The organism is uncultured Cedecea sp., from assembly GCF_947498825.1.
GTDB lineage: Bacteria > Pseudomonadota > Gammaproteobacteria > Enterobacterales > Enterobacteriaceae > JGM124.
Genome location: NZ_CANMLV010000005.1, coordinates 151,597 through 175,058, shown reverse-complemented (window position 1 = coordinate 175,058; position 23,462 = coordinate 151,597). Strand labels below are relative to the sequence as shown.

Annotated in this window: 22 protein-coding genes and 1 pseudogene; 8 read left to right on the top strand and 15 right to left on the bottom strand. The window is 45.7% G+C overall.

What is annotated here, in order from left to right; all coding sequences use genetic code 11:
• Positions 1-49 precede the first annotated feature (49 nt).
• Together soxR and Q1A40_RS08260 are read left to right on the top strand one after the other, a co-directional pair.
• On the top strand, positions 50-508 hold the full coding sequence (gene soxR, locus Q1A40_RS08265; RefSeq protein WP_299999166.1) for a redox-sensitive transcriptional activator SoxR: 459 nt from the start codon (positions 50-52) through the stop codon (positions 506-508).
• Positions 509-978: 470 nt separating this feature from the next.
• Positions 979-2,328 carry an NCS2 family permease gene (locus Q1A40_RS08260; protein WP_299999164.1) on the top strand — a complete coding sequence of 450 codons (1,350 nt, stop codon included), beginning with the start codon at positions 979-981 and terminating at the stop codon, positions 2,326-2,328.
• A 220-nt stretch (positions 2,329-2,548) separates the two neighbouring features.
• Here the strand turns inward: Q1A40_RS08260 and Q1A40_RS08255 are convergent, their stop codons facing one another.
• A complete protein-coding gene (locus tag Q1A40_RS08255) occupies positions 2,549-2,803 on the bottom strand; it encodes a hypothetical protein (protein WP_299999162.1) in 255 nt (84 codons plus the stop codon).
• Between the two features lie 610 nt (positions 2,804-3,413).
• Here Q1A40_RS08255 and Q1A40_RS08250 point away from each other — a divergent pair.
• Complete coding sequence (locus Q1A40_RS08250) at positions 3,414-5,060, top strand: Na+/H+ antiporter (RefSeq protein ID WP_299999159.1); 1,647 nt, start codon at positions 3,414-3,416, stop codon at positions 5,058-5,060.
• 54 nt (positions 5,061-5,114) lie between these two features.
• Here Q1A40_RS08250 and actP read toward each other — a convergent pair whose 3' ends face one another.
• The 3 genes from actP to acs form a co-directional block, all read right to left on the bottom strand.
• Positions 5,115-6,773, bottom strand: coding sequence for a cation/acetate symporter ActP (gene actP, locus Q1A40_RS08245; protein WP_299999157.1), 1,659 nt, complete (start codon positions 6,771-6,773; stop codon positions 5,115-5,117).
• Positions 6,770-7,084, bottom strand: a complete 315-nt coding sequence (locus tag Q1A40_RS08240) for a DUF485 domain-containing protein (RefSeq protein WP_299999155.1) — start codon at positions 7,082-7,084, stop codon at positions 6,770-6,772. The genes actP and Q1A40_RS08240 overlap by 4 nt, the downstream gene beginning before the upstream one ends.
• An 88-nt stretch (positions 7,085-7,172) precedes the next feature.
• Positions 7,173-9,128, bottom strand: coding sequence for an acetate--CoA ligase (gene acs, locus Q1A40_RS08235; protein ID WP_299999153.1), 1,956 nt, complete (start codon positions 9,126-9,128; stop codon positions 7,173-7,175).
• 512 nt (positions 9,129-9,640) lie between these two features.
• On the opposite strand from acs, the gene Q1A40_RS08230 reads away from it, so the two are divergent.
• Positions 9,641-9,844: a DUF1737 domain-containing protein gene (locus Q1A40_RS08230; protein WP_299999151.1), complete on the top strand. Its 204-nt coding sequence runs from the start codon at positions 9,641-9,643 to the stop codon at positions 9,842-9,844.
• Positions 9,845-9,951: 107 nt separating this feature from the next.
• Here Q1A40_RS08230 and ivy read toward each other — a convergent pair whose 3' ends face one another.
• Positions 9,952-10,398 (bottom strand): Ivy family C-type lysozyme inhibitor, encoded by a 447-nt coding sequence (ivy, locus tag Q1A40_RS08225; RefSeq protein WP_299999149.1) that lies wholly within the window; start codon positions 10,396-10,398, stop codon positions 9,952-9,954.
• Between the two features lie 553 nt (positions 10,399-10,951).
• Between ivy and Q1A40_RS08220 the strand changes: the two genes are divergently transcribed.
• Positions 10,952-11,554 (top strand): nitroreductase family protein, encoded by a 603-nt coding sequence (locus tag Q1A40_RS08220; RefSeq protein ID WP_299999147.1) that lies wholly within the window; start codon positions 10,952-10,954, stop codon positions 11,552-11,554.
• Positions 11,555-12,027: 473 nt separating this feature from the next.
• Here the strand turns inward: Q1A40_RS08220 and Q1A40_RS08215 are convergent, their stop codons facing one another.
• The 4 genes from Q1A40_RS08215 to Q1A40_RS08200 all read right to left on the bottom strand — a co-directional run bounded on the left by Q1A40_RS08215 (position 12,028) and on the right by Q1A40_RS08200 (position 13,820).
• Entirely contained in the window at positions 12,028-12,348 is a 321-nt protein-coding gene (locus Q1A40_RS08215; RefSeq protein WP_299999146.1) for a hypothetical protein, read from the bottom strand.
• A gap of 3 nt (positions 12,349-12,351) precedes the next feature.
• Positions 12,352-12,669, bottom strand: a complete 318-nt coding sequence (locus Q1A40_RS08210; protein WP_299999250.1) for a hypothetical protein — start codon at positions 12,667-12,669, stop codon at positions 12,352-12,354.
• Between the two features lie 122 nt (positions 12,670-12,791).
• Positions 12,792-13,241: an aminoalkylphosphonate N-acetyltransferase gene (phnO, locus tag Q1A40_RS08205; RefSeq protein WP_299999144.1), complete on the bottom strand. Its 450-nt coding sequence runs from the start codon at positions 13,239-13,241 to the stop codon at positions 12,792-12,794.
• A gap of 243 nt (positions 13,242-13,484) precedes the next feature.
• Positions 13,485-13,820, bottom strand: coding sequence for a zinc ribbon domain-containing protein YjdM (locus Q1A40_RS08200; protein WP_299999141.1), 336 nt, complete (start codon positions 13,818-13,820; stop codon positions 13,485-13,487).
• A gap of 612 nt (positions 13,821-14,432) precedes the next feature.
• On the opposite strand from Q1A40_RS08200, the gene Q1A40_RS08195 reads away from it, so the two are divergent.
• The 3 genes and pseudogenes from Q1A40_RS08195 to Q1A40_RS08185 all read left to right on the top strand — a co-directional run.
• Positions 14,433-16,787 carry a dynamin family protein gene (locus Q1A40_RS08195; protein WP_299999139.1) on the top strand — a complete coding sequence of 785 codons (2,355 nt, stop codon included), beginning with the start codon at positions 14,433-14,435 and terminating at the stop codon, positions 16,785-16,787.
• The gene (locus Q1A40_RS08190) at positions 16,784-17,686 is read left to right on the top strand and encodes a diguanylate cyclase regulator RdcB family protein (protein WP_299999138.1); all 903 of its coding nucleotides are present in this window, start codon (positions 16,784-16,786) and stop codon (positions 17,684-17,686) included. Before Q1A40_RS08195 ends, Q1A40_RS08190 begins: the two co-directional genes overlap by 4 nt.
• Before the next feature lie 34 nt (positions 17,687-17,720).
• A pseudogene (locus Q1A40_RS08185) lies at positions 17,721-17,825 on the top strand (short-chain dehydrogenase); the annotation flags it as partial.
• 55 nt (positions 17,826-17,880) lie between these two features.
• Here Q1A40_RS08185 and Q1A40_RS08180 read toward each other — a convergent pair.
• The 6 genes from Q1A40_RS08180 to Q1A40_RS08155 all read right to left on the bottom strand — a co-directional run bounded on the left by Q1A40_RS08180 (position 17,881) and on the right by Q1A40_RS08155 (position 23,065).
• Positions 17,881-18,729, bottom strand: coding sequence for a metal ABC transporter permease (locus Q1A40_RS08180; protein ID WP_299999249.1), 849 nt, complete (start codon positions 18,727-18,729; stop codon positions 17,881-17,883).
• Complete coding sequence (gene sitC / locus Q1A40_RS08175) at positions 18,729-19,583, bottom strand: iron/manganese ABC transporter permease subunit SitC (RefSeq protein WP_299999248.1); 855 nt, start codon at positions 19,581-19,583, stop codon at positions 18,729-18,731. Before sitC ends, Q1A40_RS08180 begins: the two co-directional genes overlap by 1 nt.
• A 4-nt stretch (positions 19,584-19,587) precedes the next feature.
• On the bottom strand, positions 19,588-20,400 hold the full coding sequence (locus tag Q1A40_RS08170; RefSeq protein WP_299999136.1) for a manganese/iron ABC transporter ATP-binding protein: 813 nt from the start codon (positions 20,398-20,400) through the stop codon (positions 19,588-19,590).
• The gene (locus Q1A40_RS08165; RefSeq protein ID WP_299999246.1) at positions 20,397-21,311 is read right to left on the bottom strand and encodes a metal ABC transporter substrate-binding protein; all 915 of its coding nucleotides are present in this window, start codon (positions 21,309-21,311) and stop codon (positions 20,397-20,399) included. The genes Q1A40_RS08170 and Q1A40_RS08165 overlap by 4 nt, the downstream gene beginning before the upstream one ends.
• Before the next feature lie 173 nt (positions 21,312-21,484).
• Positions 21,485-22,330, bottom strand: coding sequence for a glutathione-dependent disulfide-bond oxidoreductase (gene yghU, locus Q1A40_RS08160; protein ID WP_299999133.1), 846 nt, complete (start codon positions 22,328-22,330; stop codon positions 21,485-21,487).
• Positions 22,331-22,441: 111 nt separating this feature from the next.
• Positions 22,442-23,065 (bottom strand): SDR family oxidoreductase, encoded by a 624-nt coding sequence (locus Q1A40_RS08155; protein WP_299999131.1) that lies wholly within the window; start codon positions 23,063-23,065, stop codon positions 22,442-22,444.
• Positions 23,066-23,462 lie beyond the last annotated feature (397 nt).

Below are 23,462 nucleotides of genomic sequence, written 5' to 3'. Positions count from 1 at the left end.
CTTTTTTGTGGAGTATAATTCCTCAAGTTAACTTGAGGTAAAGCGTATTTTGGAAAAGAAAAAAAAGAGAATTAAGGCGCTACTCACCCCTGGCGAGGTTGCGAAACGGAGTGGTGTTGCGGTCTCAACCTTGCATTTCTATGAAAGTAAGGGGCTTATAAGTAGTACCAGAAATGCAGGTAATCAGCGGCGATACCGGCGTGATGTGCTACGAACGGTCGGTATCATCAAAGTGGCACAACGTATTGGTTTGCCATTAAGTACGGTGAGTGATGCTTTTAGCGCATTTACTGATGGCCATGTGATTAATAAAAATGACTGGAAGAATCTCTCTTCAACATGGCGTGAAGAGCTGGATAGCCGTATCCGTATGTTGATTGCTCTGCGCGATCAGTTAGATGGCTGTATTGGCTGCGGGTGTCTGTCGGGAGTGGATTGTCCGCTACGAAATCCGGGCGATAAACTGGGTGATGAAGGAACCGGAGCGCGGCTGCTTCTGGACGAATAGCCTCTTCCTGATGTTATTCATTTCTTGCGATGCCTGAGCCTGAGATAAAACGGCAGATGTGATTTTTTTGTTATCCCGTTACGCATAAACGATAACGTTTGCGCATGTTGTGGCGATAAAATGACCGTATTGTCGTTTTATTAACGAAAACCAGCAAACTCAGGTTGAAAATCCCTGTAATAACGCTAGATAATCGTTTGCTTTCACTTTATGCCGTCATATTTCACGTTGCCCGGGTGTTGTCTTCGTTTATCAAGTTGAATCACATAGTCTGTTTATGTTCATCGACTCGATAACTTTACACTTGAACGCAATCCGAATTATTCAGGGCAAATACACGCATTGTCTGTGTGCAGGTAAACGTTTGCTTTTTTTGACCCGTGATTTGTCAGAAGAGCAGAACAACGAATAACGTCAGTTTTTCCTCGCACAGATAAGTCGAATCCTAAAAATCTCAGGGGATGTTTCGTATGTCTACTCCTTCTCCACGTGCCGGCGGTTCTCTCGACGCCTGGTTTAAAATTTCTGCGCGTGGTAGTACCGTTCGCCAGGAACTGATTGCTGGTCTGACGACATTTCTTGCCATGGTTTATTCGGTCATTGTTGTGCCGAGTATGCTGGGCAAAGCGGGCTTTCCACCAACAGCCGTTTTTGTCGCTACCTGTCTGGTTGCTGGTCTAGGTTCCATTCTGATGGGGCTGTGGGCTAACCTGCCGTTAGCGATTGGGTGTGCTATTTCCTTGACCGCATTTACGGCATTTAGCCTGGTGCTGGGACAAAGTATCAGTGTGCCTGTTGCGCTGGGCGCTGTGTTTCTGATGGGCGTACTGTTTACCATTATCTCTGTCACCGGGATCCGTAGCTGGATTTTGCGTAACTTACCGATGGGGGTTGCGCATGGTGCGGGCATCGGTATTGGTTTATTTCTGTTATTGATAGCCGCTAACGGCGTCGGCCTGGTGGTCAAAAACCCACTGGATGGTCTTCCTGTTGCTCTGGGAGATTTTGCCAGCTTCCCGGTCATTATGTCTCTGGCAGGCCTGGCCGCTATCATTGGTCTGGAAAAATTACGTGTCCCTGGCGGTATTCTGCTGACAATCATTGTTATCTCGATTCTGGGGATGATTTTTGATCCATCGGTACATTTCACCGGTATCTTCGCAATGCCTTCTTTGCAAGATGAATCCGGGCACTCGCTAGTTGGTAGCCTTGATATCCTTGGTGCGCTGGATCCGATTGTACTGCCAAGTGTTTTTGCGCTGGTCATGACAGCGGTCTTTGATGCTACCGGAACTATCCGTGCCGTTGCAGGCCAGGCAAATTTGCTGGATAAAGACGGCCAGATTATCAATGGCGGTAAAGCCCTGACCACTGACTCGGTCAGTAGCGTATTTTCAGGTTTTGTCGGTGCTGCTCCGGCCGCGGTATATATTGAGTCTGCCGCGGGTACTGCTGCAGGAGGTAAAACAGGACTGACAGCGCTGACTGTGGGCGTGCTATTCCTGTTTATCCTGTTCTTGTCACCACTGTCTTACCTGGTTCCTGCTTACGCAACGGCACCTGCTCTGATGTATGTCGGTTTACTGATGTTAAGCAATGTCTCGAAACTTGATTTTGCTGACTTTGTTGATGCGATGACCGGATTGATTACGGCAGTCTTTATTGTACTGACCTGTAACATTGTTACCGGAATTATGATTGGTTTTGCTTCTCTGGTTATTGGCCGTGTTGTGGCGGGTGAATGGCGTAAATTGAATATCGGTACTGTGGTGATAGCCATTGCACTGGTTGTATTTTACGCGGGTGGCTGGGCCATCTAGCTTTTCTCCAGACGAGTTACCTTTGGTAACTCGTCCCCCAGGTTTTCGTTCTCTCTTTTAAATTTTATTCTTAAATTCTGGCAGAAGAGCCCTTCATCGGCGACATTTGCTTCTGAATCAGAAAGAGAAAGCCCTCTTAGTAGGGTAAGTTCAGGGGGCGAGGGCTTTTAGTCTCATTGCTGAGATGCAGGCATGGGTTGAGGGGCCAGAGGTAATTCTTTCACTTCCAGTTTATTTCGTAGCGTTTTCCTTTTTCCAGAGCGGGGAGATTTTTGACAGCATTGTTCAGGGTTTCATTCGGGGAATCAGGTTGCTGCAATATTAAATATAACGGCGGAACAGGTGATGGGCCCATCAAACCAGGGCGCTCATTATTATGGCATATTGGTCTGCCTTTATCAGCGGGTGCTGCGAATGCACTGGCAGTGCAGATAATAAGAGTGGTCGCAAGCAAGGTACTTTTGAACTTATTCATTCATTAATCTCCGTATTATCACGATATACCCGTCATATCTCAGGTTGCCTGGGCGTTGCCAGCGTTCATGTCGCGAATCACATGGTTTATCTGTGCTCATCGAAGGCATGCACTTGGCGCCTACAAGCAACTCGAATTATTTAGGATGTAACTAGTTTTTTTTTAGAAGGTTATCGTGAAAATGAGAGGGGAATAAGGATGCAAATTGAGTTTACGATGAAGTTAAAAACAGACTCAGCATCTTGCTTTCAGGAGCGTATTTTAGCGAAAGACATCAGTAAAAATGACCATGTTATCTATTCTCTATATTGTTTTTGACCACAAACAGGTCGCTTTTGAAAAGGTAGTGGTATATATCCGCCATATTTCAAGTTGCCTGCCTTCATTCCGGCGAACCGCAGCGCCTGTTTATGCTCATTGACGGGCGGGCCTGGATACTTACAAACAACGCGAATTATTTTAGCTACAGAGTTGTGTGCAGGAGGCTGGCCGATGCAATATAGAATGATATGTCCGGACTCTACTCTCATCTCTGTTAAAGACAGGAAATGACGCTCATCTAAATTTAGCTTTAAGATAATTTTTTACCGATATTGGAACTAAGGAAAGCATGGAAATTTTCTTTACTATTCTCATTATGACCCTTGTGGTATCACTCTCAGGCGTGATAACAAAAATATTACCTTTTCAGGTCCCTCTCCCCCTGATGCAAATTGGCATCGGCGCACTGCTTGCCTGGCCTCATTTTGGCCTGCATGTGGAATTTGATCCCGAACTTTTTTTACTGCTGTTTATCCCACCGCTGCTATTTGCAGATGGCTGGAAAACGCCGGTGAATGAGTTTTTGGGACAGGGACGGGAAATCATTGGTCTGGCTTTAGTTTTGGTCATAGTCACTGTCGTTGGGATAGGCCTCCTGATTTACTTTATGGTGCCGGGGATACCATTAGTACCTGCATTTGCTCTGGCTGCGGTACTGTCACCGACGGATGCTGTAGCCTTGTCTGGTATCGTGGGTGAAGGACGAATACCGAAGCGGATTATGGGAATTCTGCAGGGTGAAGCGTTAATGAACGACGCTTCTGGTCTGGTTTCCCTTAAACTGGCTGTTGCTGTGGCGATAGGAAGCATGGCTTTCACCGTCGGAGGGGCCTCATTAGAATTCTTTAAAGTTGCCATCGGTGGTTTATTGGCGGGAATTGCTATCAGCTGGCTGTACGGTAAATCAATGCGTCTGATGAGCCGTTATAATGGCGACGAACCTGCGACGCAAATTTTGCTGTTACTGTTACTGCCTTTCGCATCTTACCTGATAGCTGAGCATATTGGTGTCTCTGGTATCCTGGCAGCAGTGGCGGCAGGGATGACTATCACCCGTGCCGGTGTGCTACGTAATGCGCCTCTGGCGATGCGTTTACGTGCCAACAGTGTCTGGGCGATGCTGGAGTTTGTGTTTAACGGTATGGTCTTCTTGCTATTAGGCTTGCAGCTTCCGGGCATCCTTGAAACCTCAATCAGTGCGGCGAATGCTGATCCGAATGTTGAGTTATGGATGCTCTTCCTGGATGTGGTCATTATCTATTTTGCCTTGATTGCACTGCGTTTTCTGTGGTTATGGGCGATGAAACAGATCAGCCATCAATTTATGAAAAAACGCCCGCTGGCCTTTGGTTCGTTTACGACTCGTGAGTTGTTTATTGCATCATTTGCGGGGGTTCGTGGTGCTATCACGCTGGCGGGTGTCCTTTCCATCCCGTTATTTCTGTTAGATGGTACGCCATTCCCGGCACGTTATGAGCTGATATTTATTGCTGCAGGCGTTATTTTGTTCTCGTTATTTGCCGGGGTCATTATGCTGCCTATCCTGCTCAGGCATGTTGATATGGGTGATCCACTGTTGATGCGTAAAGAAGAGCGTCTGGCTCGGGCGGCAACTGGAGAAGTCGCCATCGTAACTATTCAAAAAATGGAAGAGCGTTTATCGGCGGATGCTAAGGAGAATATCGATAACCAGTTACTCAAAGAAGTCAGTTCCCGGGTTATTGGTAACCTGCGTCGTCGTATTGATGGCAGTAAAAATGCGGATAACAGCGAGTTGGAAGAGAACCTGGAACGACGCTTCCGTCTGGCGGCATTACGTTCTGAGCGTGGTGAGCTCTATCATCTCCGCGCGACCAAACAAATCAGCAACGAGACGCTGAAGAAATTACTTCATGACCTTGATTTGCTTGAGACATTATTAATCGAACAAGAATAATGAACTGTAATGTACCGGGAGCTCTTTGCTCCCGGTATCGTTTAATCTGCCTCGTTAGTGTGAACGCCCTTCCTCAATGCCTATTCCGGTTTGCGAACGAATAAACTGAGCACGGAATTTTTCGCGTTCTAGTTTACCCTGTTCCGTATTGTCAGTGGCCGAGAATACCCAAATACCGACAAAGGCTATCAGAATAGAAAACAGCGCCGGGTACTCATAAGGGAATATTGCCTTCTCGTGACCAAGGATTTGCACCCAAACAGTCGGGCCGAGGATCATTAACCCAACTGCGGTTATGAGTCCAAGCCAGCCACCTATCATTGCTCCTCGGGTGGTCAGTTTTGACCAGTACATGGACAGCAAGATAATAGGGAAGTTACAGCTGGCGGCAATAGAGAAGGCCAGACCGACCATAAAGGCGATATTCTGATTTTCAAATAAAATACCTAGCAGAATTGCCACTATTCCAAGTACCAGTACAGTAATTTTTGATACTTTCAGTTCATCACGTTCGCTGGCTCCTTTGCGGAACACGTTAGCATACAGGTCGTGAGATACCGCAGAAGCACCCGCAAGCGTCAGTCCGGCAACCACCGCGAGGATTGTGGCGAAGGCCACCGCAGAGATAAAACCAAGGAACAGGCTTCCACCTACAGCATCAGCCAGGTGAACGGCGGCCATATTGTTACCGCCAATCAGCGCGCCAGCGGCATCTTTGAAGGCCGGATTTGCGCTGACCAGAACAATAGCGCCAAAGCCGATAATAAAGGTCAGGATATAGAAGTAACCCATAAAACCCGTAGCATAAAACACACTCTTACGTGCTTCACGCGCGTCTTTGACGGTAAAGAAACGCATCAGAATATGCGGTAAACCAGCAGTACCAAACATCAGGCCGAGTCCAAGCGAGAGTGCTGAGATAGGATCTTTGACCAGTCCACCGGGACTCATAATAGCAATCCCTTTAGGATGTACAGCGATGGCTTCGCTAAACAGATTATTGAAACTAAAACCGACATGCTTCATAACCATAAAAGCCATAAAACTGGCGCCGAATAACAGCAGAATGGCTTTAATTATCTGTACCCAGGTGGTTGCCAGCATGCCGCCAAACAGAACATAAAGCACCATCAGTACGCCAACTAACACCACAGCAATATGGTAATTGAGGCCAAATAACAGCTGAATAAGCTTACCGGCACCGACCATCTGGGCTATCAAATATAAAGCCACGACCACCAGAGAACCACAGGCAGACAAAATTCGAATCGGTTTTTGTTTCAGGCGATAAGATGCTACATCTGCAAAGGTGTAACGTCCCAGATTACGCAGACGTTCGGCAATTAAGAACAGGATAATAGGCCAGCCCACCAGAAAACCGAGTGAATAGATTAAACCATCAAAACCCGAAGTGTAGACCAGCGCCGAAATACCCAGAAACGAAGCGGCTGACATAAAGTCACCGGCAATCGCCAGACCATTCTGGAAACCAGTAATATTACCGCCAGCGGTATAGTAGTCGCTACGTGAACGGGTACGTCGGGATGCCCAGTAGGTAATATAGAGTGTCAGCAGTACGAAGATAAGAAACATCACAATCGCTTGCCAGTTAGTGGGCTGTCGTTCGACATCGCCAGTAAGTGCATCGGCAGCGAAACCACTGACAGGTAAACTAAGAAGCAGGGAGGTGAATATCGTCAAAATATATTTCATGAAACTTTTACCTCATCCAGAATTTCACGATTTAAACGATCAAATTCACCATTAGCTCGCCAGACATAAATTCCGGTGAGAATAAAAGAAAAAACAATTACGCCGATTCCGATGGGGATACCGCGTGTTACAGTCGTTCCGGAATGCAGTGGCGTGCCAAGCCAGGCGGGGGCGAAGGCGATAAGTAAGATGAAGCCAACATAAACAAATAACATGAGTAATGAGAGCATGACGGCGAAACGTTGTCTTTTGGTGACGAGTTCTTTGAAATGCGCATTACTTTCTATCCGTTGATAAATATCGTCATTCATCGCAGAACCTCCAGGGTTCTTATATGGGGAATGATACCCTCTCCCAAAAGGAAGAGGGTGGCGCAGGTGTTATGATGTTATGGTGTTATCAGGAAGTGGTTAAGGTCTGCTTTTCTTCCAGCAGTTTCTCGACAACGCCCGGATCGGCGAGCGTTGAAGTATCACCGAGGTTGCTGGTATCCCCACTGGCAATTTTACGGAGAATACGGCGCATTATTTTTCCTGAGCGGGTTTTTGGCAGAGAATCCGTCCAGTGCAAAATATCCGGTGTGGCTAGCGGGCCTATTTCTTTACGTACCCAGTTACGAACTTCGGTATAAAGCTCGGGTGACGGCTCTTCCCCATGATTTAGGGTGACGTAGGCATAAATCGCCTGACCTTTAATATTATGAGGAATACCTACTACCGCGGCTTCAGCGATTTTTGGATGAGAAACTAAAGCAGACTCTATTTCAGCCGTACCCAGACGGTGACCAGAAACGTTCAGAACATCGTCCACTCGACCGGTTATCCAGTAATAACCGTCTTCATCACGACGTGCTCCGTCACCACTGAAATACATATTCTTAAAGGTGGAGAAATAGGTTTGTTCAAAGCGTTCGTGATCGCCAAACAGCGTACGTGCCTGGCCTGGCCATGAGTCGATAATCGCTAAATTACCCTCAGTTGCACCGGACAGAGGATTACCTTCGTTATCCACTATTGCAGGTTGTACACCAAAGAATGGGTGTGTGGCTGAACCCGGCTTAAGTTCGGTCGCACCTGGCAGGGGCGCTATCATAAAACCGCCGGTTTCGGTTTGCCACCAGGTGTCAACAATCGGACACTGGCCATTCCCGATATGCTTGGAGTACCATTCCCAGGCTTCCGGGTTAATAGGTTCCCCGACCGACCCTAACAGGCGTAATGAAGTACGGCTGGTGCCTTCAGTGGCCTTATCGCCTTCAGCCATTAAGGCCCGAATTGCAGTTGGCGCAGTGTAGAGAATATTGACCTGATGCTTATCCACAACTTGAGCCATGCGATTCGGTTTCGGCCAGTTAGGAACACCTTCAAACATCAACGTCGTCGCACCACATGCCAGTGGGCCATAAAGCAGATAGCTATGACCCGTGACCCAGCCAACATCGGCGGTACACCAATAAATATCGCCCGGATGATAATCAAAGACATATTTAAAGCTTGTTGCAGCATAGACCAGATATCCACCTGTGGTATGCAGCACACCTTTCGGTTTTCCGGTTGAACCCGATGTATAGAGAATAAACAGGGGGTCTTCGGCATTCATTGCAACGGGCGTATGCTGATCGCTCACTTGATCAATCGTTTCATGCCACCAGATATCACGGTCCTGATGCCAGTCGATATTTCCACCGGTACGTTTAAGCACAATTACGCGATCAACACTGGTAACCTGTGGGTTTTTCAGGGCTTCATCGACATTTTTTTTCAGCGGGATAGCTCGTCCGGCGCGGACGCCTTCATCTGCGGTGATGACCAGACGAGTATGGGAATCAATAATACGCCCGGCAACCGCTTCCGGTGAAAAACCGCCAAAAATAACTGAGTGAATCGCACCTATACGGGCGCAAGCGAGCATCGCGATAGCGGCTTCTGGTACCATTGGCATATAGATGGCAACGACATCGCCTTTTTTTATGCCCTGAGCAAGTAACACATTGGCAAAACGGCATACATCGCGGTGTAATTCCCGATAAGAGATATGTTTGCTTTGAGTCGCATCATCGCCTTCCCAGATAATGGCTGTGGCATCACCCTGAGTGTCTAAATGGCGATCAAGACAGTTGGCGGCAAGATTAAGCGTGCCATCTTCATACCATTTGATTGAGATATTTCCTGGCGCGAAAGAAGTGTTTTTTACTTTCTGATAAGGCGTTATCCAATCGAGGATCTTTCCTTGCTCACCCCAGAAGGTATCCGGGTCCTGAACTGACTGTTGATACATGGCTTGATACTGTTCTGGATTTACCAGACAACGTTCGGCAATCGCAGCAGGGATAGCATGTTTTTTCAATTGGCTCATGGCTTTTGGCTCTCCTTTAGTGTGTTAATAATATGTCAAATAAACGTTAATCATAGAGGGGGTGAGAGCTTTGTTTACTTTTTGAGGGGGAGATCACGCATTAAAAACATGGCTAAAAATGCTGGATTAATAATCATCTGGAAAATGGTCCGACGCTGAAAATCATGTTAAAAAATAATGATTAAAGTCTTTCCATAACAATAGGTTATGATTTATTTTTTGATGAAAATCCTGTTTTATATAGAAAACTAAGTGAATATGGCTGCTTTTTAATCACCAGGGGGCATAGCATTGGGGTGGGATAGCCTGATAGCTTGATAAATGCCCTGATAATTTATATCCGTTATTATTTTATTACCAATATATAAGCTTAAATTAAAACCGGCTGAAGAATCGGCGGTGAAATCATAGTCTGTGGGCATATAGCCAGCCAGAGACTTGCGTACTACCATTAGGTTGATGAGCAGATGATGAATATTCCTGTTAATTTCCTTTCTCAGTAAGGAAGCAAAATGAAAAAAGTAAAACCACAAGATTTACCAGCCTATCGGTTAATTACCGGTCCGGATGATGCGACTTTTTGTCATCGAGTCTCTGAGGCTCTGGAGTTAGGCTATGAACTCTATGGTAGTCCTTCAGTCACTTATAATTCAGATAAAAATGAAGTGATTGCAGCCCAGGCGGTCATCTGGAGTGATGAGCAGGATTTGTGTTAATTTATCTCGTTACTATTGGTTGTTTCGCATGACAAAGAAAGAAAAAACCCGGTTTTTCCTTTCTTTGTCGGTAATCAGAGGTGGCAGTTTCTGCCACCTTAAACCGATTATTTAAAGTTAAAACTGTCCGGATGATTATCCAGGCTGCCTGTCAGTGCAGCAAAGAGGACTGTTTTACCATCAATAGATAAATCATCACTGATATTTAACCAGGTCAGTTTCTGAACGACGGCTTGTTCGTCGAGCTGCGAAAATACGCCAGCCAGAGTTTTTGATTCCGGAGAATACAGCACAGCGATGCTCTCAGCGGCACAGTCATGAGGCTTGCAGCTGTTCAGCACAGTATATTTTTTTCCATCGATAACGACATCCTGATTTTGGCTCGTCGTTCCACCCTGAGTGACCCATTGCGGCAGGTCTTGACTGCCCACCATCGTTTTGAATGCTGCTGCCGTCGCTTTATCTGTTGCCAGGCTACTGATGGTGAGAGGTTCAGCTGCGTGAACAGAAAGGGCAGAGCAAGAAAGGGCCAGTGCGATGAATATTCTTTTCATTAATAAAACTCCTTTGAATGCGAATAATTTCGCTATAGGGAACCAGATGTTGTTGGCTTTAGTGTTCTATTCTAGTCTATAAGTATGAGGAAGGTCTGTGCTTACGACTGGTGTGTCGTTTACAGGGTTAAGCTTAGCTTAGAGCTTATCCTGTCAGGCCATTTTATTTGCCATTTTGGCCCAGTACAGTGCTCAAAACCCCTATGTACTGCATGTACGCTCCGTGCGCCGTTCCTGCCTAAACGGCTGCAACCATGTACGCCTGGTGGGGCTGGCTCTTGGTGTCTTATTTTGGGAGTATTTTAAGTAACGCCACTATCGGTAAAGTATTGTTGACTGAAATATTTATACTTGTTTTAGATTTCGAACTATACCCTAAATAATTCAAGTTGCTTGTAGGCGCAGAGTCAATCCTGGCGATGAGCATAGATAAACTATGTGATTCGGCAGGATTGACGAAGGTAACGCCCAAGCAACTTGAAGTATGACGGATATAAACCAAAAATACCTATTTCTTACTATAACCGTATATATACGAAAATCAGGAGCTGATATGTCAGGAACTTTTGCCTCTCTTGCTGAAAAACGCAGAACTTCTTATACCTTGGGAAAAACACTTCCGGTGAGTGACGATGCTATCGTTGAGATCATCAAAGAGGCCATTAGACAGGCTCCTTCTGCCTTTAACTCCCAGAGTTCACGCGCCCTGATCTTGCTGGACAAAGAGCACGAAAAATTCTGGGAACTGACTCGTGAACAATTAAGAAAACGAGTTCCGGCGGATAAATTCCAGCCTACTTCAGATAAGATTGACGGTTTTGCAGCCGCTGCGGGCTCTGTTCTGTTTTTTGAAGATCAGGACGTGGTGAAAGGGCTGCAAGAGTCATTCCCTGCTTATGCTGACAACTTCCCTGTATGGTCAGAACACAGTTCTGCTATTGCTCAGTATGCAGTATGGCTGGCACTGGCTGAAAAAGGTCTTGGTGTTAACTTACAGCACTATAATCCACTGGTTGATGCCGATGTTCAGGCTGAATGGAATGTACCTGCAAGCTGGAAACTGCGTGCGCAGCTGAACTTCGGTTCTATTACTGGCGCTGCACCTGCGACTAAAACCTTTATTGAAAATGACGCACGTTTCATTATCGCCAAGTAAGCAATGCTTTATGAGTAATCAGGTGGTGTGTTGATGGTTGGGAAACTGAATTTATTTTATATTTCAGTTTCCCAATTCTTATTTTAAAAACTAATTTATTTTTTAGGTCTTGTAATAACCCTCATTTAAATCGGCCATTTATATACCCGTCATACTTCAAGTTGCTTGGGTGTTGTCTGCGTCCAGCCCGTGAATCACAGAGTTTATCTATGCTCATCGACGGGCTGAACTGGGTGCCTACAAGTAACTCGAATTATTTTGGGTATAAGCAGATAAACTCACAGTACTTATTTGGCCAGGAATCAAATATGAGATAAAAATGCCGCCAAGAAAATAGCTCTCGGTTATTAGTCTGTTTTATATCTATGAATATTAGACAGGCAGGTACAACGGGGGACTATCGACAATAAGTGTGCCGGACAGGCACACAGGTTAAATAATACTTTACGACTACGGTACTCACCTCTGTTTGCTTAAGGACATTTGTAAGCATCACCGGTAAGTTCTATCACTGTACCTATATTGAGTGGTGAGGGTAAGAAGGCTTCATTTTTAACTAAAAACGCATTCCCACCCAGTACATCTGTACGATTCATCGCAATATTTTTGACATCATTGTCTGAATTTTTATCCAGTGGGTTATCATTCTTTACGATAAAAGACTGCACAAAGGTACAAGATTTAGCTTCGTTTGCATCGATCTCTTTGACAGCATTGCTAGTGCCCACTAATGGTGTAGCAGAGCACCCCGCCAGAAGTAAAAATGTTAAGACAGATGGCAGTCTTATATTCATATTTTAAGCTTCACATTTGAATGTCAGACGGGCAACACCATGCAGACCAACGCCTTCAGTGGTCAAGTTAACAATCTGCATTTTTTTGCCTTCTGTAACACAGAAATTTGTCGCATCAGTTTTTACTATCTCTTCCGCGCCAGATATTCTGCCACGTGCCAAGGACGCTTCAGCTTCGGTATAGTATTGATTATCAAGTTTGCGCTGGATATTACTTTTATAAGCCAGGCCAAACTTACCCACACTGGTCTCATCGGTGTGTACTGCACAACCTGAAACCAGAAACGCACCGAGCATTGTTACGATAGCAATCTTTTTCATCATTCATTTATCTCTATTCAAACTCAGTTGTATATTGTAGCCTAGTAACAGAGTCTGTACATTATTTATAGAAAAATAATATAAATCAATCTGGTATAGAGCTATTTGATTATTCGACGATATCATTCGTAGGCAAGTGGTTTAGTGAAACGCAGGTGTGTTGCCTGATAACCTTCCCGAATATAAAATCGATGAGCATTCACTCTTTTGGTACTCGTTGAGAGTTCCAAAAGTTCTGCATGACGATAACGCGCTTGTTGTTCAGCCCAGGCGAGTAATGCTTTACCGACACCAAAACTACGGGCTTGTGGCATTACCACCAGTTCCTGAATTTCGGCTATCCAGCGTGCATGATGAAGATGAAACTGAAATTGCAGGCTAATAAACCCCACCACTTTATTGTCCAGCCACGCGAACTGATATGCAATATTCGGATCGTTAAGATTAGCTATCAGGCCTTCCTTAATCAGCCGACTATCCAGTTTTTTATCCTGGCGTAATTCACAAATCAGAGCATAAACAATATCGCTTTGCTCGGGAGTAATTCCAGTAAACGTCATCAGGTCAGACATAGCAGATCCCAGTAATAAAATAACAACAAACTATTGAGGTAACAGACAGGTATCAAAGATACGATTTTGCGTCAAAATAAAATAGAAGCACAGACCTAAATGGCAGGAGTTATATCATGCATAAGAGTGGGATTATTATTTAAAACAAAAAGGTTAAACGTAGGAAAAAGTCAATGATAATAGAAGGTTGTGATATATGACCATTGTACGGTGAAAATTTCTTTTCACCGTACACTTGGCAGATTAATTTTTCTTTACAAACTCAGACTTGAGCTTCATCGGGCCAAAGCCATCAATCTTACAGTCAATATTGTGGTCGCCTTCAACCAGACGAATACCTTTAACTTTTGTACCTATTTTGAGCATAGAAGAGCTGCCCTTAACTTTAAGGTCTTTAACGATGGTGATGTTATCGCCGTCAGCCAACAGGTTACCATTGGCATCTTTGACAACTAACACGTCGTCGGACTCTCCCGTTGCAGCATCATTCCATTCGTAGGCACACTCAGGGCAGATGTAGACTCCGTTATCTTCATAGGTGTACTCAGAATTGCATTTTGGGCAATGAGGTAATGGCATTGTCAGGTCCTCAAGGTAGGATAATGATATAAAAAAGAGCAGTCAGCGACTGCAAAAATAACGCAGGATTATACACTAAAACCACATGGTTATTAGGTATTAATGTGAAGAACATGCACGATCAGCCATAACTTGAAAATATTCTGCATGGAATAGTGGCTAAAATATCAATTTCATTTAAAGTCAGGTAGTTCTTCCTGTCAGTTCTCTGAGCATGTTCCGGCTGGTACCAGAAAATTGTTGTTTATGCTGAGCGGCAAGCGGCATACTTCAAACTGCTTGAGCATTGTCGTAATGAGGACAGGCGAATCACATAGTTTATCTATGTTCATCGCTTGCCTGAACTCTTGGCATCTGGAAGCAACTCGAATTATTCAGGGTATATATTGAATTTCCTGAACAGTTTGTTCCGAACGTGCAGTATTGGCTCCCCACCTTATTACTATAATATCGCCAGAAAATAGGCAGAGTAGCCTAAAAAAAGGATTACTGTGTGGGGCAACATCAAGTAAAAATTTGACAAGTTATTTAATCACAGCAAACCATTTTTAATTATAAAAATAAAAGCCCGGCATTAAAGAACTCGATAAATTTGAGTTAAGGGAAGATTTTATGCGTACGCAAACAATTTTCGAATTAAGTCAAGAAGCAGAGCGATTATTACAACTCACGTTACACAATCTGAATAAGTTAAAAATCGCGCCACTGGCATTACAGAATGATAAGGATATTTCGTCACAATCTTATGATTCTTCAATTCAGCCATTAACATTTAGTGCTGCTGGCATAGATATACAGATGGATATGCTGAAAAACGAACTGCGCAAAGTCACTCAGCATGAAATGGTTCTGGCCATTGTCGGTACCATGAAGGCGGGTAAATCAACGACGATCAATGCCATTATTGGTACTGAAGTACTGCCTAACCGTAATCGTCCGATGACTGCGCTGCCAACGTTGATTCGTCACACTCAAGGGCAACATGAGCCTATCCTCCACTTTCCTCATGTATTGCCAATTGAAACTTTAATGAGTGAGTTACAAGAAAAACTGTCAGGAGCAGACAGGCAGAGCCTGGCACAGAAGCTGGAAGTTGATCGGGATATGGACGCATTGCTCGACAGAATTATTGAAGGCACTCGTTTTGAGAGTCAATACTTGGGTGCCAGACCTATCTTTCACTGCCTGAAAAGTTTAAATGATTTAGTACGACTGGCTGCTGCGCTGGAAGTGCCATTTCCCTTTAAATCCTATGCTGTAATTGAGCATATCCCCTTTATTGAAGTAGAGTTTGTGCATCTTGCCGGCCTGAATGATGGTCAGGGGCAGTTAACATTACTTGATACTCCAGGACCCAATGAAGCAGGGCAACCCCATTTGCAAGAAATGCTGAATGAGCAGCTTGCTCAGGCTTCGGCTATTCTGGCTATTATGGATTATACCCAGTTAAAATCGGTATCTGATGAAGAAGTCAGACTGGCTATTCAGCGTGTTTCAAAGTCTACCCCACTCACTATCTTAGTGAATAAGTTCGATCAAAAAGATCGTAATAGTGATGATGAGTTTCAGGTTAAAGCCATGGTAGCTGCAACGCTGATGAAAGGTACTATCAGTGCAGACCGAGTATTTCCCGTGTCCAGTATGTGGGGATACCTTGCGAATCGTACTCGCTATGAGCTGGACAAACGAGGATCTCTGCCGCCAGTGGATACGCACAGTTGGGTACAAGATTTTGCCGAAGAAGCACTGGGGCGACGCTGGCGCAATGAGGATCTGGCTGATGAAAATATTGTTCGTCACGCCGCTAATCTTTTATGGGAAGACTCTCTGCTTGGTCCAGCAATTGAAAATATCTTACACACAGCCCACGCCAATGCTGCGCAATATGCCCTGTTTTCTGCCTGCCATAAATTAATTGATTTTACTCAAGATGCAGGGCGATATTTACAGTTTCGCTCTCAGGGCTTGCAAGTCACCAACGATAGCTTGCAGCATAAAATTACTCGCCTCGAGCAAGATGCTCTGTGGCTGAAGAATACGCGTCAGGATCTTGATTTAACTATCCAGCAAAAAACCACCGCAACACTAACGGTGATTAATAACAACATTAATCATATTGAATCCCGGCTGCATGATGCGATGAATGACTATTTTCGCGAGGGATTAATCGTAGGCGACAGGTTTGATATTTCATCATCGGCTGTCTCAGAACAACGGAGAGATTTTGCGCCCGGAAGTGAAAATATCACCCTTGATAATGAAACTCAGGCACGTACTTTACTGCTTAAAATTCGGGTATCCGGAGAAAGGCTATTGTTCACCGCATTGGAAACAATTACCGCAGATCTGAAGTCTTCATTGAGTCACCTGGAGGTTATGCTAACAAATAGTTTACATGAAGCATTAAAGCCGATTGAGAAACGTGTCAGTGATGAACTGGCAGACGTTGGGCTCCGTGCTCAGGTTAAGTTGCCACCCCTGGAAACCAATCAACTGCACTCCAATACCCACCATATCTTTACTAATGTTATTGAATACCAGCAAGTTCCATCTCCCCAAGGCGGTATGCGGGATATGTTAGCGCGCTGGTTGAACAACAGTGAAGGGCATACTGAAAGCAAACAGCCCGTGCAGACGCTTTATTGCATTGACTTAAAATCGCTGAATCAGAAATTACATCAATATATTACTGATTACCTGGTGCATGTTCGTCATGTTATTAGCTCACAACTTAATGCATCGGTGGCTGAGAGTGTGTCGCTATTGATGGCTGATTTCTCCCATTCTCTGGATGCTATTCGTAGCAACCTGGCGCAAAGCCTGATTGCCAGGCAACAGAGTGAAACCGTACAGCTCTCATTACAAAATCAGCTTAAACATTTCATCAGAACAGTACATCATATTCATGAAGATACTCGCTTACTGCATAAGGATCTGCGGATGCTTTCTTCAGCGGAGAAACCATGAAGCATTTTGTACCGGCCGGCTCCGGCCGAACGTTAGCTTGTATTAACGAAAAATTTATTGTTGATTTTGCTCTGGGTATTGGGATGGTGCGTCAGCCCCGACATACTCAGCAAAGTAAGTCATTTTACGAAAACCTGCGCAGCCAGCTGATAGCGCAATACCAGGATGTACAGCGCGGTTTGGAAAGTGTGTTTACGCCTCACTCCAGAACAACAATATCCTGGCTAACGGAGTTTATGACGCGTCTGGAACCAGGTTATTTAGCAACCAGATTGGTCAGAGAAAAGCTGCTCCAGTTGGAACAAACGGCAACCTTTACCAGTGCGGGAGCCTTTGACGGACATTTATTGCCAGATAAGTTACAAACTCAACTGGCTTTCAAACTGGAACAAATTGAAAGTCAGCTGCAAAGCATTAACCTGGTGGAGCGTGGGCGAAAACACTATGAACAGGTACTCACGCATTGGGAGCATGGGAATTACTATCCATTTTCTCCCGCCGGACGCTGTTATGTTGCACTTCAGGAGCTTTACTGGGGAGAATTTGGGGAGGCGATAATACTCGCTGATGATGTACAGAAAACACGTTTGATTGAAGAAGTCAGAGAACGTGTTATCGGTAAGTTGGCTGATGAGACCAGGGCTTCGTCTCACACGCGTCATTATTACCATGAATGGCTGACAACACCGACTTCAGCGGGTGCCCTGGAATATAAAGAGGCACTCGCCTGGCTGGGAGATACCTGCCATATTGAACAGCATCCGGTCAGCTACTCAGTCACTCAGACTTGGCGCAGTATCTCTTTGGGTATGCCGCGTATCTGTTCTGCGATGCGCTTGGGTGGTGCTATGGTGGATGAATTATTAGTTCACCAGTCCGCGCATTTCAAACTGGCGTAACTGGCGCGTCAGCTCTTTCTGAGTGATGGGATGCACCACGCTGCAACTGGCAAAAGCCGCGGTATTTCTTGCTTCTGATGAGCCTGTTTTTATCGTCGGAACTCATTTACTGCTGGATGGCGGCGTCGGCAAGTTGTAGCGAATGACAGGATGATAACTACCGGCAAGAGAACAGGCACTCTTGCCGGTAGTTATCAGGATAGACGGGTACGGTTTTCCAGTCGACGTTGCCGGACAGAAGACCAGATAAAGGCAAAAATAAACACCACAGAGAGACATACCACTATCGTTGGCGCAGGTGCACTGTCGATAAAAAAGGATAAGTAAACGCCAATAAACGAAAATGAAATGGCGATGAGCAGTGCCACGACCATCATTGAAAAGAAGGTCCGTGTTAATAACGAAGCTATCGCTCCGGGCGCAATCAGCAGTGAAATGGAAAGAATGATCCCTACGGCTTTTAAGGCGGCAACAATGGTCAGGGAGACCAGGCACAGCAAACCATAGTTCAGCAGTTTAACGTTTAAACCAGAAACCTGGGCCTGAACAGGATCAAAGGCATGCAGTAACAAGTCACGCCATTTCACCAGGACAATCACCGCAGTAATCACGACAATGACCGCAGTTTGCCAGATATCGTTCCAGCTGACGCCAAGCATATCACCGAACAGAATATGGTCGAGATGGACCTCTGGTTTGAGGTAAACGTACAGTACCAGACCGGCTCCAAACATTCCGGAAAAGACAATTCCCATCACGGTATCACGCTTAATACGGCTATTTTCCTGTAAATAACCGGTAGCGAGCGCACAAAAGAGACCGGCAACAAAGGCACCGACTCCCAGTGGCAGACCGACCATCCAGGCCAACACAATTCCCGGAAATACTGCATGGCTCATTGCATCACCCATCAGTGCCCAACCTTTTAGTACCAGGAAGCATGAGAGCAAAGCGCAAGGAATAGCCACCAGGGTTGTCATCACCAGAGCATTGATCATAAAACTAAACTGGAAGGGCGAAAGCAAGGTTTCTACTACGCTCATCATGCAGACTCCCTGTTCAGATGTGCCCGACGACGACTGGCTAACAAACCGTGTTTTGGTGCAAATAAGAAAGCGCTAAGAAATATCAGCGTTTGCAAAATAACAATAATTCCCCCGGTTGCCCCATCAAGAAAATAGCTAATCCAGGTGCCCACCGCACTGGTCAGTGTACCCAGCGTCACGGATATCATCAGCAGTTTTGGGAATCTGTCAGTGAGCAAATAAGCGGTGGCTCCCGGGGTCACAACCATACAAATCACCAGAAATGCACCTACGGTTTGTAAAGCTGCAACGGTAGTGACAGAAAGCAGAGTAAAGAAGAGTCCTTTTAACCAGACGGGATTAAGTCCGATGGAACGCGCATGATTTTCATCGAAAAATGTCACCATCAAATCTTTCCACTTCAGTAGCAAAATTGCCAGTGAAACGAAACCAATAATCGCGAGCTGGATAATATCTGAATGGTCTATCGCCAGAATATTACCCAGCACAATGGTTTGAATATTCACTGAGGTTGGGTTGAGTGAGACCATAAAAAGCCCAAGCCCAAAGAAGGAAGAAAAGATCAGACCAATTATTGTATCTTCCCGCAGCTTCGTGCGCTGGTTTAAAAATAACATGGTCGCGGCAGCCAACCCGCCAGAAAAAAATGCCCCAATGGAAAAAGGCAGCCCCAGCATATAAGCACCCGCAACACCCGGTACGATAGAATGGGAGAGGGCGTCACCAATCAACGACCAGCCTTTTAGCATTAAATAACAAGAGAGAAATGCACAGACTCCGCCCACCAGGGCAGAGACCCAGATGGCATTGAACATATAGTCGTAGCTAAAAGGCTCAAGCAGCAAGGATATCAACTTACTCCTCCTTCGACGGAATGCGGATAAACGGGCGTTCATCATCGGTGAGTACGCTGGTTTCCGAACCGGTTAATCTGACATGACGGAGTACACCGCTAAATGCCTTTTCAAGATTTTCCTGGGTAAAGGTTTCTTGAGTCGGGCCATAGGCCAGGATGGTCCCTTTTACCAGTACGGTGTAATCACAATAATCGGTAACGGCGCCCAGATTATGGGTAGAAACCAGCATGGTACGGCCTTCATTACGCAGCTCACGCAACAGTTGAATGATTTGCTCTTCAGTTTTGACATCAACCCCGGTAAATGGCTCGTCCAGTAAAATAACCTGACCATCCTGAGCGATAGAACGAGCAAGGAAGACGCGTTTTTTTTGCCCGCCAGAAAGTTCACCAATTTGTCGGTGACGGTACTCAATCATACCTACACGTTCCAGGGCGTAATCCACAGCCTGCTTGTCCGCTTTGCTGGCGATACGCAGCATACCCATATGACCGAACCGGCCCATCATCACCACATCTTCAACCAACACAGGGAAGGTCCAGTCGACATCCTCTGACTGGGGCACATAAGATACCTGATTACGGCGCAGGGCCTGGCGTGTCGGCTGACCGAGGATAGAAATGCTCCCCTGGGCCAGACGAACAAAACCCATAATCGCTTTAAACAGGGTCGATTTACCGGAGCCATTCACGCCAACCAGTGCGGCAATGGTGCCTGTAGGGATCTCAAAGCTTGCATCCCTCAGCGCGGTATGGCCGTTACGATAAGTGACACTTGCATTTTTCACCACAATGCCTGGCGCGTGACTCATTTTTGCATCCCTTTATTAATCCCGTCGGTGATAGTGCTGGTGGTGACCTGTAACAGATCCAGATAAGTCGGTACCGGACCATCAGCCGTACTTAAGGAGTCGACATACAGTACGCCGCCATAATGTGCTTTTGACTCACGTGCTGCCTGGCGAGCGGGTTTATCTGAAATGGTACTTTCACTAAATATAGTCGGTATATTGTGCTGACGAATGGTATCAATGACTTTACGTACCTGCTGCGGTGTACCCTGTTGATCGGCATTAATTGGCCACAGATATAGTTCCTTCATATCAAGGTCGCGCGCCAGATAAGAAAAGGCACCTTCACTGCTCACCAACCAGCGTTTATCCGCAGGAATTTTTGCCAGCTCAAGACGTAACGGTTCGATAGTTTGGCTGATTTTCTGCTTATAGACTTCGGCATTTTTCTTATAGGTTTCTGCATTGTCGGGATCATATTTCACGAATGCGTCGCGAATATTATCAACATAAATCAGCGCATTTTTAGGTGACATCCAGGCGTGTGGATTCGGCTTACCGTTATAAGGCCCTTCCGTTATTCCTGTTGGCTCAATACCGGTTGTGACGATAACTTCCGGTACGCCATTAAGGTGCTGATAAAATTTCTCAAACCAGAGTTCAAGATTCATGCCGTTGGCGAGGATCAGATTAGCGCCTTGCGCCCGGCGAATATCACCTGGCGTTGGCTGATATTCATGGATCTCTGCCCCTGGTTTAGTTATTGACTCAACGTCTGCAGCATCGCCAGCCACGTTTTTAGCCATATCCGCGATAATAGTAAACGTTGTGACAGCTTTGAATTTTTCTTGGGCATGAGCGGGGAATTGCAGCAGAGCCAGAGCGATACCGGCGAGAGTGATTATCTGTTTTATCCTGAGTTTTCTGGGCATCATATGACTCTCTGAGGGATGATTTATTCATCATTTATAGCACGTGCTATAAAACATAGCCTCTGCTATTTTTAAATGCAAATAATTATCACTGGGAGATAAAAAAGATGAGAGACGATGAGCAGAAATACAGTGTGGCAGATAACAGAATACGGCTATCTGCCAGAGGATATTTACAGAGCGAGTCCGTCAAAATCTGAGGCTGAATGACGTTCGGCTAACTGCACCTCACCCCATGCACGGTTAACAATACGGCCCCGTTTTACCGCCGGACGGCTGGCAATTTCTTCTGCCCAGCGCTGAACGTGGCGATAAGAGGTGATATCAAGGAAGTCAGCAGCCTCATAGAGTTCGCCGCGAGCTAAATTACCGTACCACGGCCAGATAGCGATATCGGCAATGGTGTAGTCTTCTCCGGCAATGAAGCGGTTTTTAGCTAACTGTTTGTCCAGGACATCCAGTTGACGCTTAGCTTCCATGGTGAAGCGGTTGATGGCGTACTCTATTTTTTCTGGTGCATAGTGATAAAAATGTCCAAAACCGCCACCCAGGTAAGGTGCTGCGCCCTGTAGCCAGAATAACCAGTTCAGTGTTTCGGTACGGGCATGAATATCTTTTGGCAGGAAGTGACCAAATTTTTCTGCCAGGTAGAGCAGAATTGCACCGGACTCAAATACGCGGATCGGCGGATTAATGGAATTATCCAGTAATGCGGGTATTTTTGAGTTGGGGTTGACGCCGACAAAACCACTGGAGAATTGATCACCAGCACCAATGCTGATTAACCAGGCATCGTATTCAGCGGTACTGACACCTGCCGCCAGCAGTTCTTCAAGCAGAATAGTGACTTTCTGTCCGTTGGGGGTTCCCATTGAATAGAGTTGCAATGGATGCTGACCAACAGGCAAGGTTTTTTCATGTGTCGGGCCAGAAACAGGGCGATTAATGTTAGAAAATTTTCCTGCTTCAGTGGTATTCCAAACCCAGGTTTTCGGGGGATGATAGTGATGTTCAGACATAAGATAATTTGCCTTCTTTGCTAAGGGGAACTATTAATCATTACCCTGATATCGGCTACCAGGGAAGTGGATATCGACCGTATCGCCAGAAATGCTAAATTTTTTCGTTGCTTATGCAGGTTTCAGATTAGGTTCAACAATGCTGTAGATTTGGCCATTCAGCGCCGGGCTCTTGGCGAGTTTAACCACTTCTGCGGCCACATCCGCACGCATCACCAGGCCATGCACGTCATCTGCTTGAGAAAGTTGCGCCTTACCTGTCGGCTCGCCATGGAGCAGACCTCCGGGACGGAGAATTGCAAAATCCAGGGTGCTAGTTTGTAACCAGCTTTCAGCAAGCGATTTTTCCCGAACGGCCTGACCAAATCCGGCTTTATAACGAGGGGAAAGATAAGCCCAGCTATCCCCGCAGCCAAGAGACGTGACTAACAGCATACGTGAGATCCCGGCTTGCTCGGCCGCGTTAATCACAGTGCGGTGAGCCAGGTAGTCCTGGGATCCCCCCATGGTTGAGATAACGGTTGCTTCTGTCCCTGCCAACTGACAGGCCTCGGCCACCAGGTCTTCATCACAGGCATCACCTACCAAAACCGTTGCACCTTGCTCACGCAGATAGCGGGCGGCCTCTTCCTTTCTGACAACGGCGATAACCGGTTGAGATGCCTTTAGCGCCTGTAAAGTCGTTAGCAGGCCCACACCTTTACCACCGGCACCAAAAATTAACCAAGGCGTCATGCACTTCTCCTCATCACCGTTGTTAATGACAGCATCGCGTAACTGAGGAAGTCGTGCAACATATAATGTTTTTTCTGACCACAGCTCGGATGGCGTTGACAGCAGAACTTAGCGCGGTAAGAGATTAATGGGGACCTGTGGATAAAAGCGGGGCTGCTGAATAGCTGAGAAAATATCCAGATGCTGTTGATACAGGCCATGGAGAGGAGACGTTTGTTCCAGGCTCATAAATCGTACGCGGTCAACGTTAACCTTAATATTTTCTATCGTACTCCATGTGAGTGTATATTCAGCCATCATCGATATTTGTTAATGAAATGCGTCATCTAAATTAAGAAAATTATGAAGCTGTTTTTTTCGATGGCCAGTTTTTGCTGATAAATATTCTGCTCTAACC

Bases quoted from the DNA above. Each gene is read 5' to 3' on its own strand.
- Q1A40_RS08260 (WP_299999164.1), top strand. From the start codon at position 979: ATGTCTACTCCTTCTCCACGTGCCGGCGGTTCTCTCGACGCCTGGTTT.
- Q1A40_RS08255 (WP_299999162.1), bottom strand. From the start codon at position 2,803: ATGAATAAGTTCAAAAGTACCTTGCTTGCGACCACTCTTATTATCTGC.
- Q1A40_RS08250 (WP_299999159.1), top strand. From the start codon at position 3,414: ATGGAAATTTTCTTTACTATTCTCATTATGACCCTTGTGGTATCACTC.
- actP (WP_299999157.1), bottom strand. From the start codon at position 6,773: ATGAAATATATTTTGACGATATTCACCTCCCTGCTTCTTAGTTTACCT.
- Q1A40_RS08240 (WP_299999155.1), bottom strand. From the start codon at position 7,084: ATGAATGACGATATTTATCAACGGATAGAAAGTAATGCGCATTTCAAA.
- acs (WP_299999153.1), bottom strand. From the start codon at position 9,128: ATGAGCCAATTGAAAAAACATGCTATCCCTGCTGCGATTGCCGAACGT.
- Q1A40_RS08230 (WP_299999151.1), top strand. From the start codon at position 9,641: ATGAAAAAAGTAAAACCACAAGATTTACCAGCCTATCGGTTAATTACC.
- ivy (WP_299999149.1), bottom strand. From the start codon at position 10,398: ATGAAAAGAATATTCATCGCACTGGCCCTTTCTTGCTCTGCCCTTTCT.
- Q1A40_RS08220 (WP_299999147.1), top strand. From the start codon at position 10,952: ATGTCAGGAACTTTTGCCTCTCTTGCTGAAAAACGCAGAACTTCTTAT.
- Q1A40_RS08215 (WP_299999146.1), bottom strand. From the start codon at position 12,348: ATGAATATAAGACTGCCATCTGTCTTAACATTTTTACTTCTGGCGGGG.
- Q1A40_RS08210 (WP_299999250.1), bottom strand. From the start codon at position 12,669: ATGAAAAAGATTGCTATCGTAACAATGCTCGGTGCGTTTCTGGTTTCA.
- phnO (WP_299999144.1), bottom strand. From the start codon at position 13,241: ATGTCTGACCTGATGACGTTTACTGGAATTACTCCCGAGCAAAGCGAT.
- Q1A40_RS08200 (WP_299999141.1), bottom strand. From the start codon at position 13,820: ATGCCATTACCTCATTGCCCAAAATGCAATTCTGAGTACACCTATGAA.
- Q1A40_RS08195 (WP_299999139.1), top strand. From the start codon at position 14,433: ATGCGTACGCAAACAATTTTCGAATTAAGTCAAGAAGCAGAGCGATTA.
- Q1A40_RS08190 (WP_299999138.1), top strand. From the start codon at position 16,784: ATGAAGCATTTTGTACCGGCCGGCTCCGGCCGAACGTTAGCTTGTATT.
- Q1A40_RS08180 (WP_299999249.1), bottom strand. From the start codon at position 18,729: ATGAGCGTAGTAGAAACCTTGCTTTCGCCCTTCCAGTTTAGTTTTATG.
- Q1A40_RS08170 (WP_299999136.1), bottom strand. From the start codon at position 20,400: ATGAGTCACGCGCCAGGCATTGTGGTGAAAAATGCAAGTGTCACTTAT.
- Q1A40_RS08165 (WP_299999246.1), bottom strand. From the start codon at position 21,311: ATGCCCAGAAAACTCAGGATAAAACAGATAATCACTCTCGCCGGTATC.
- yghU (WP_299999133.1), bottom strand. From the start codon at position 22,330: ATGTCTGAACATCACTATCATCCCCCGAAAACCTGGGTTTGGAATACC.
- Q1A40_RS08155 (WP_299999131.1), bottom strand. From the start codon at position 23,065: ATGACGCCTTGGTTAATTTTTGGTGCCGGTGGTAAAGGTGTGGGCCTG.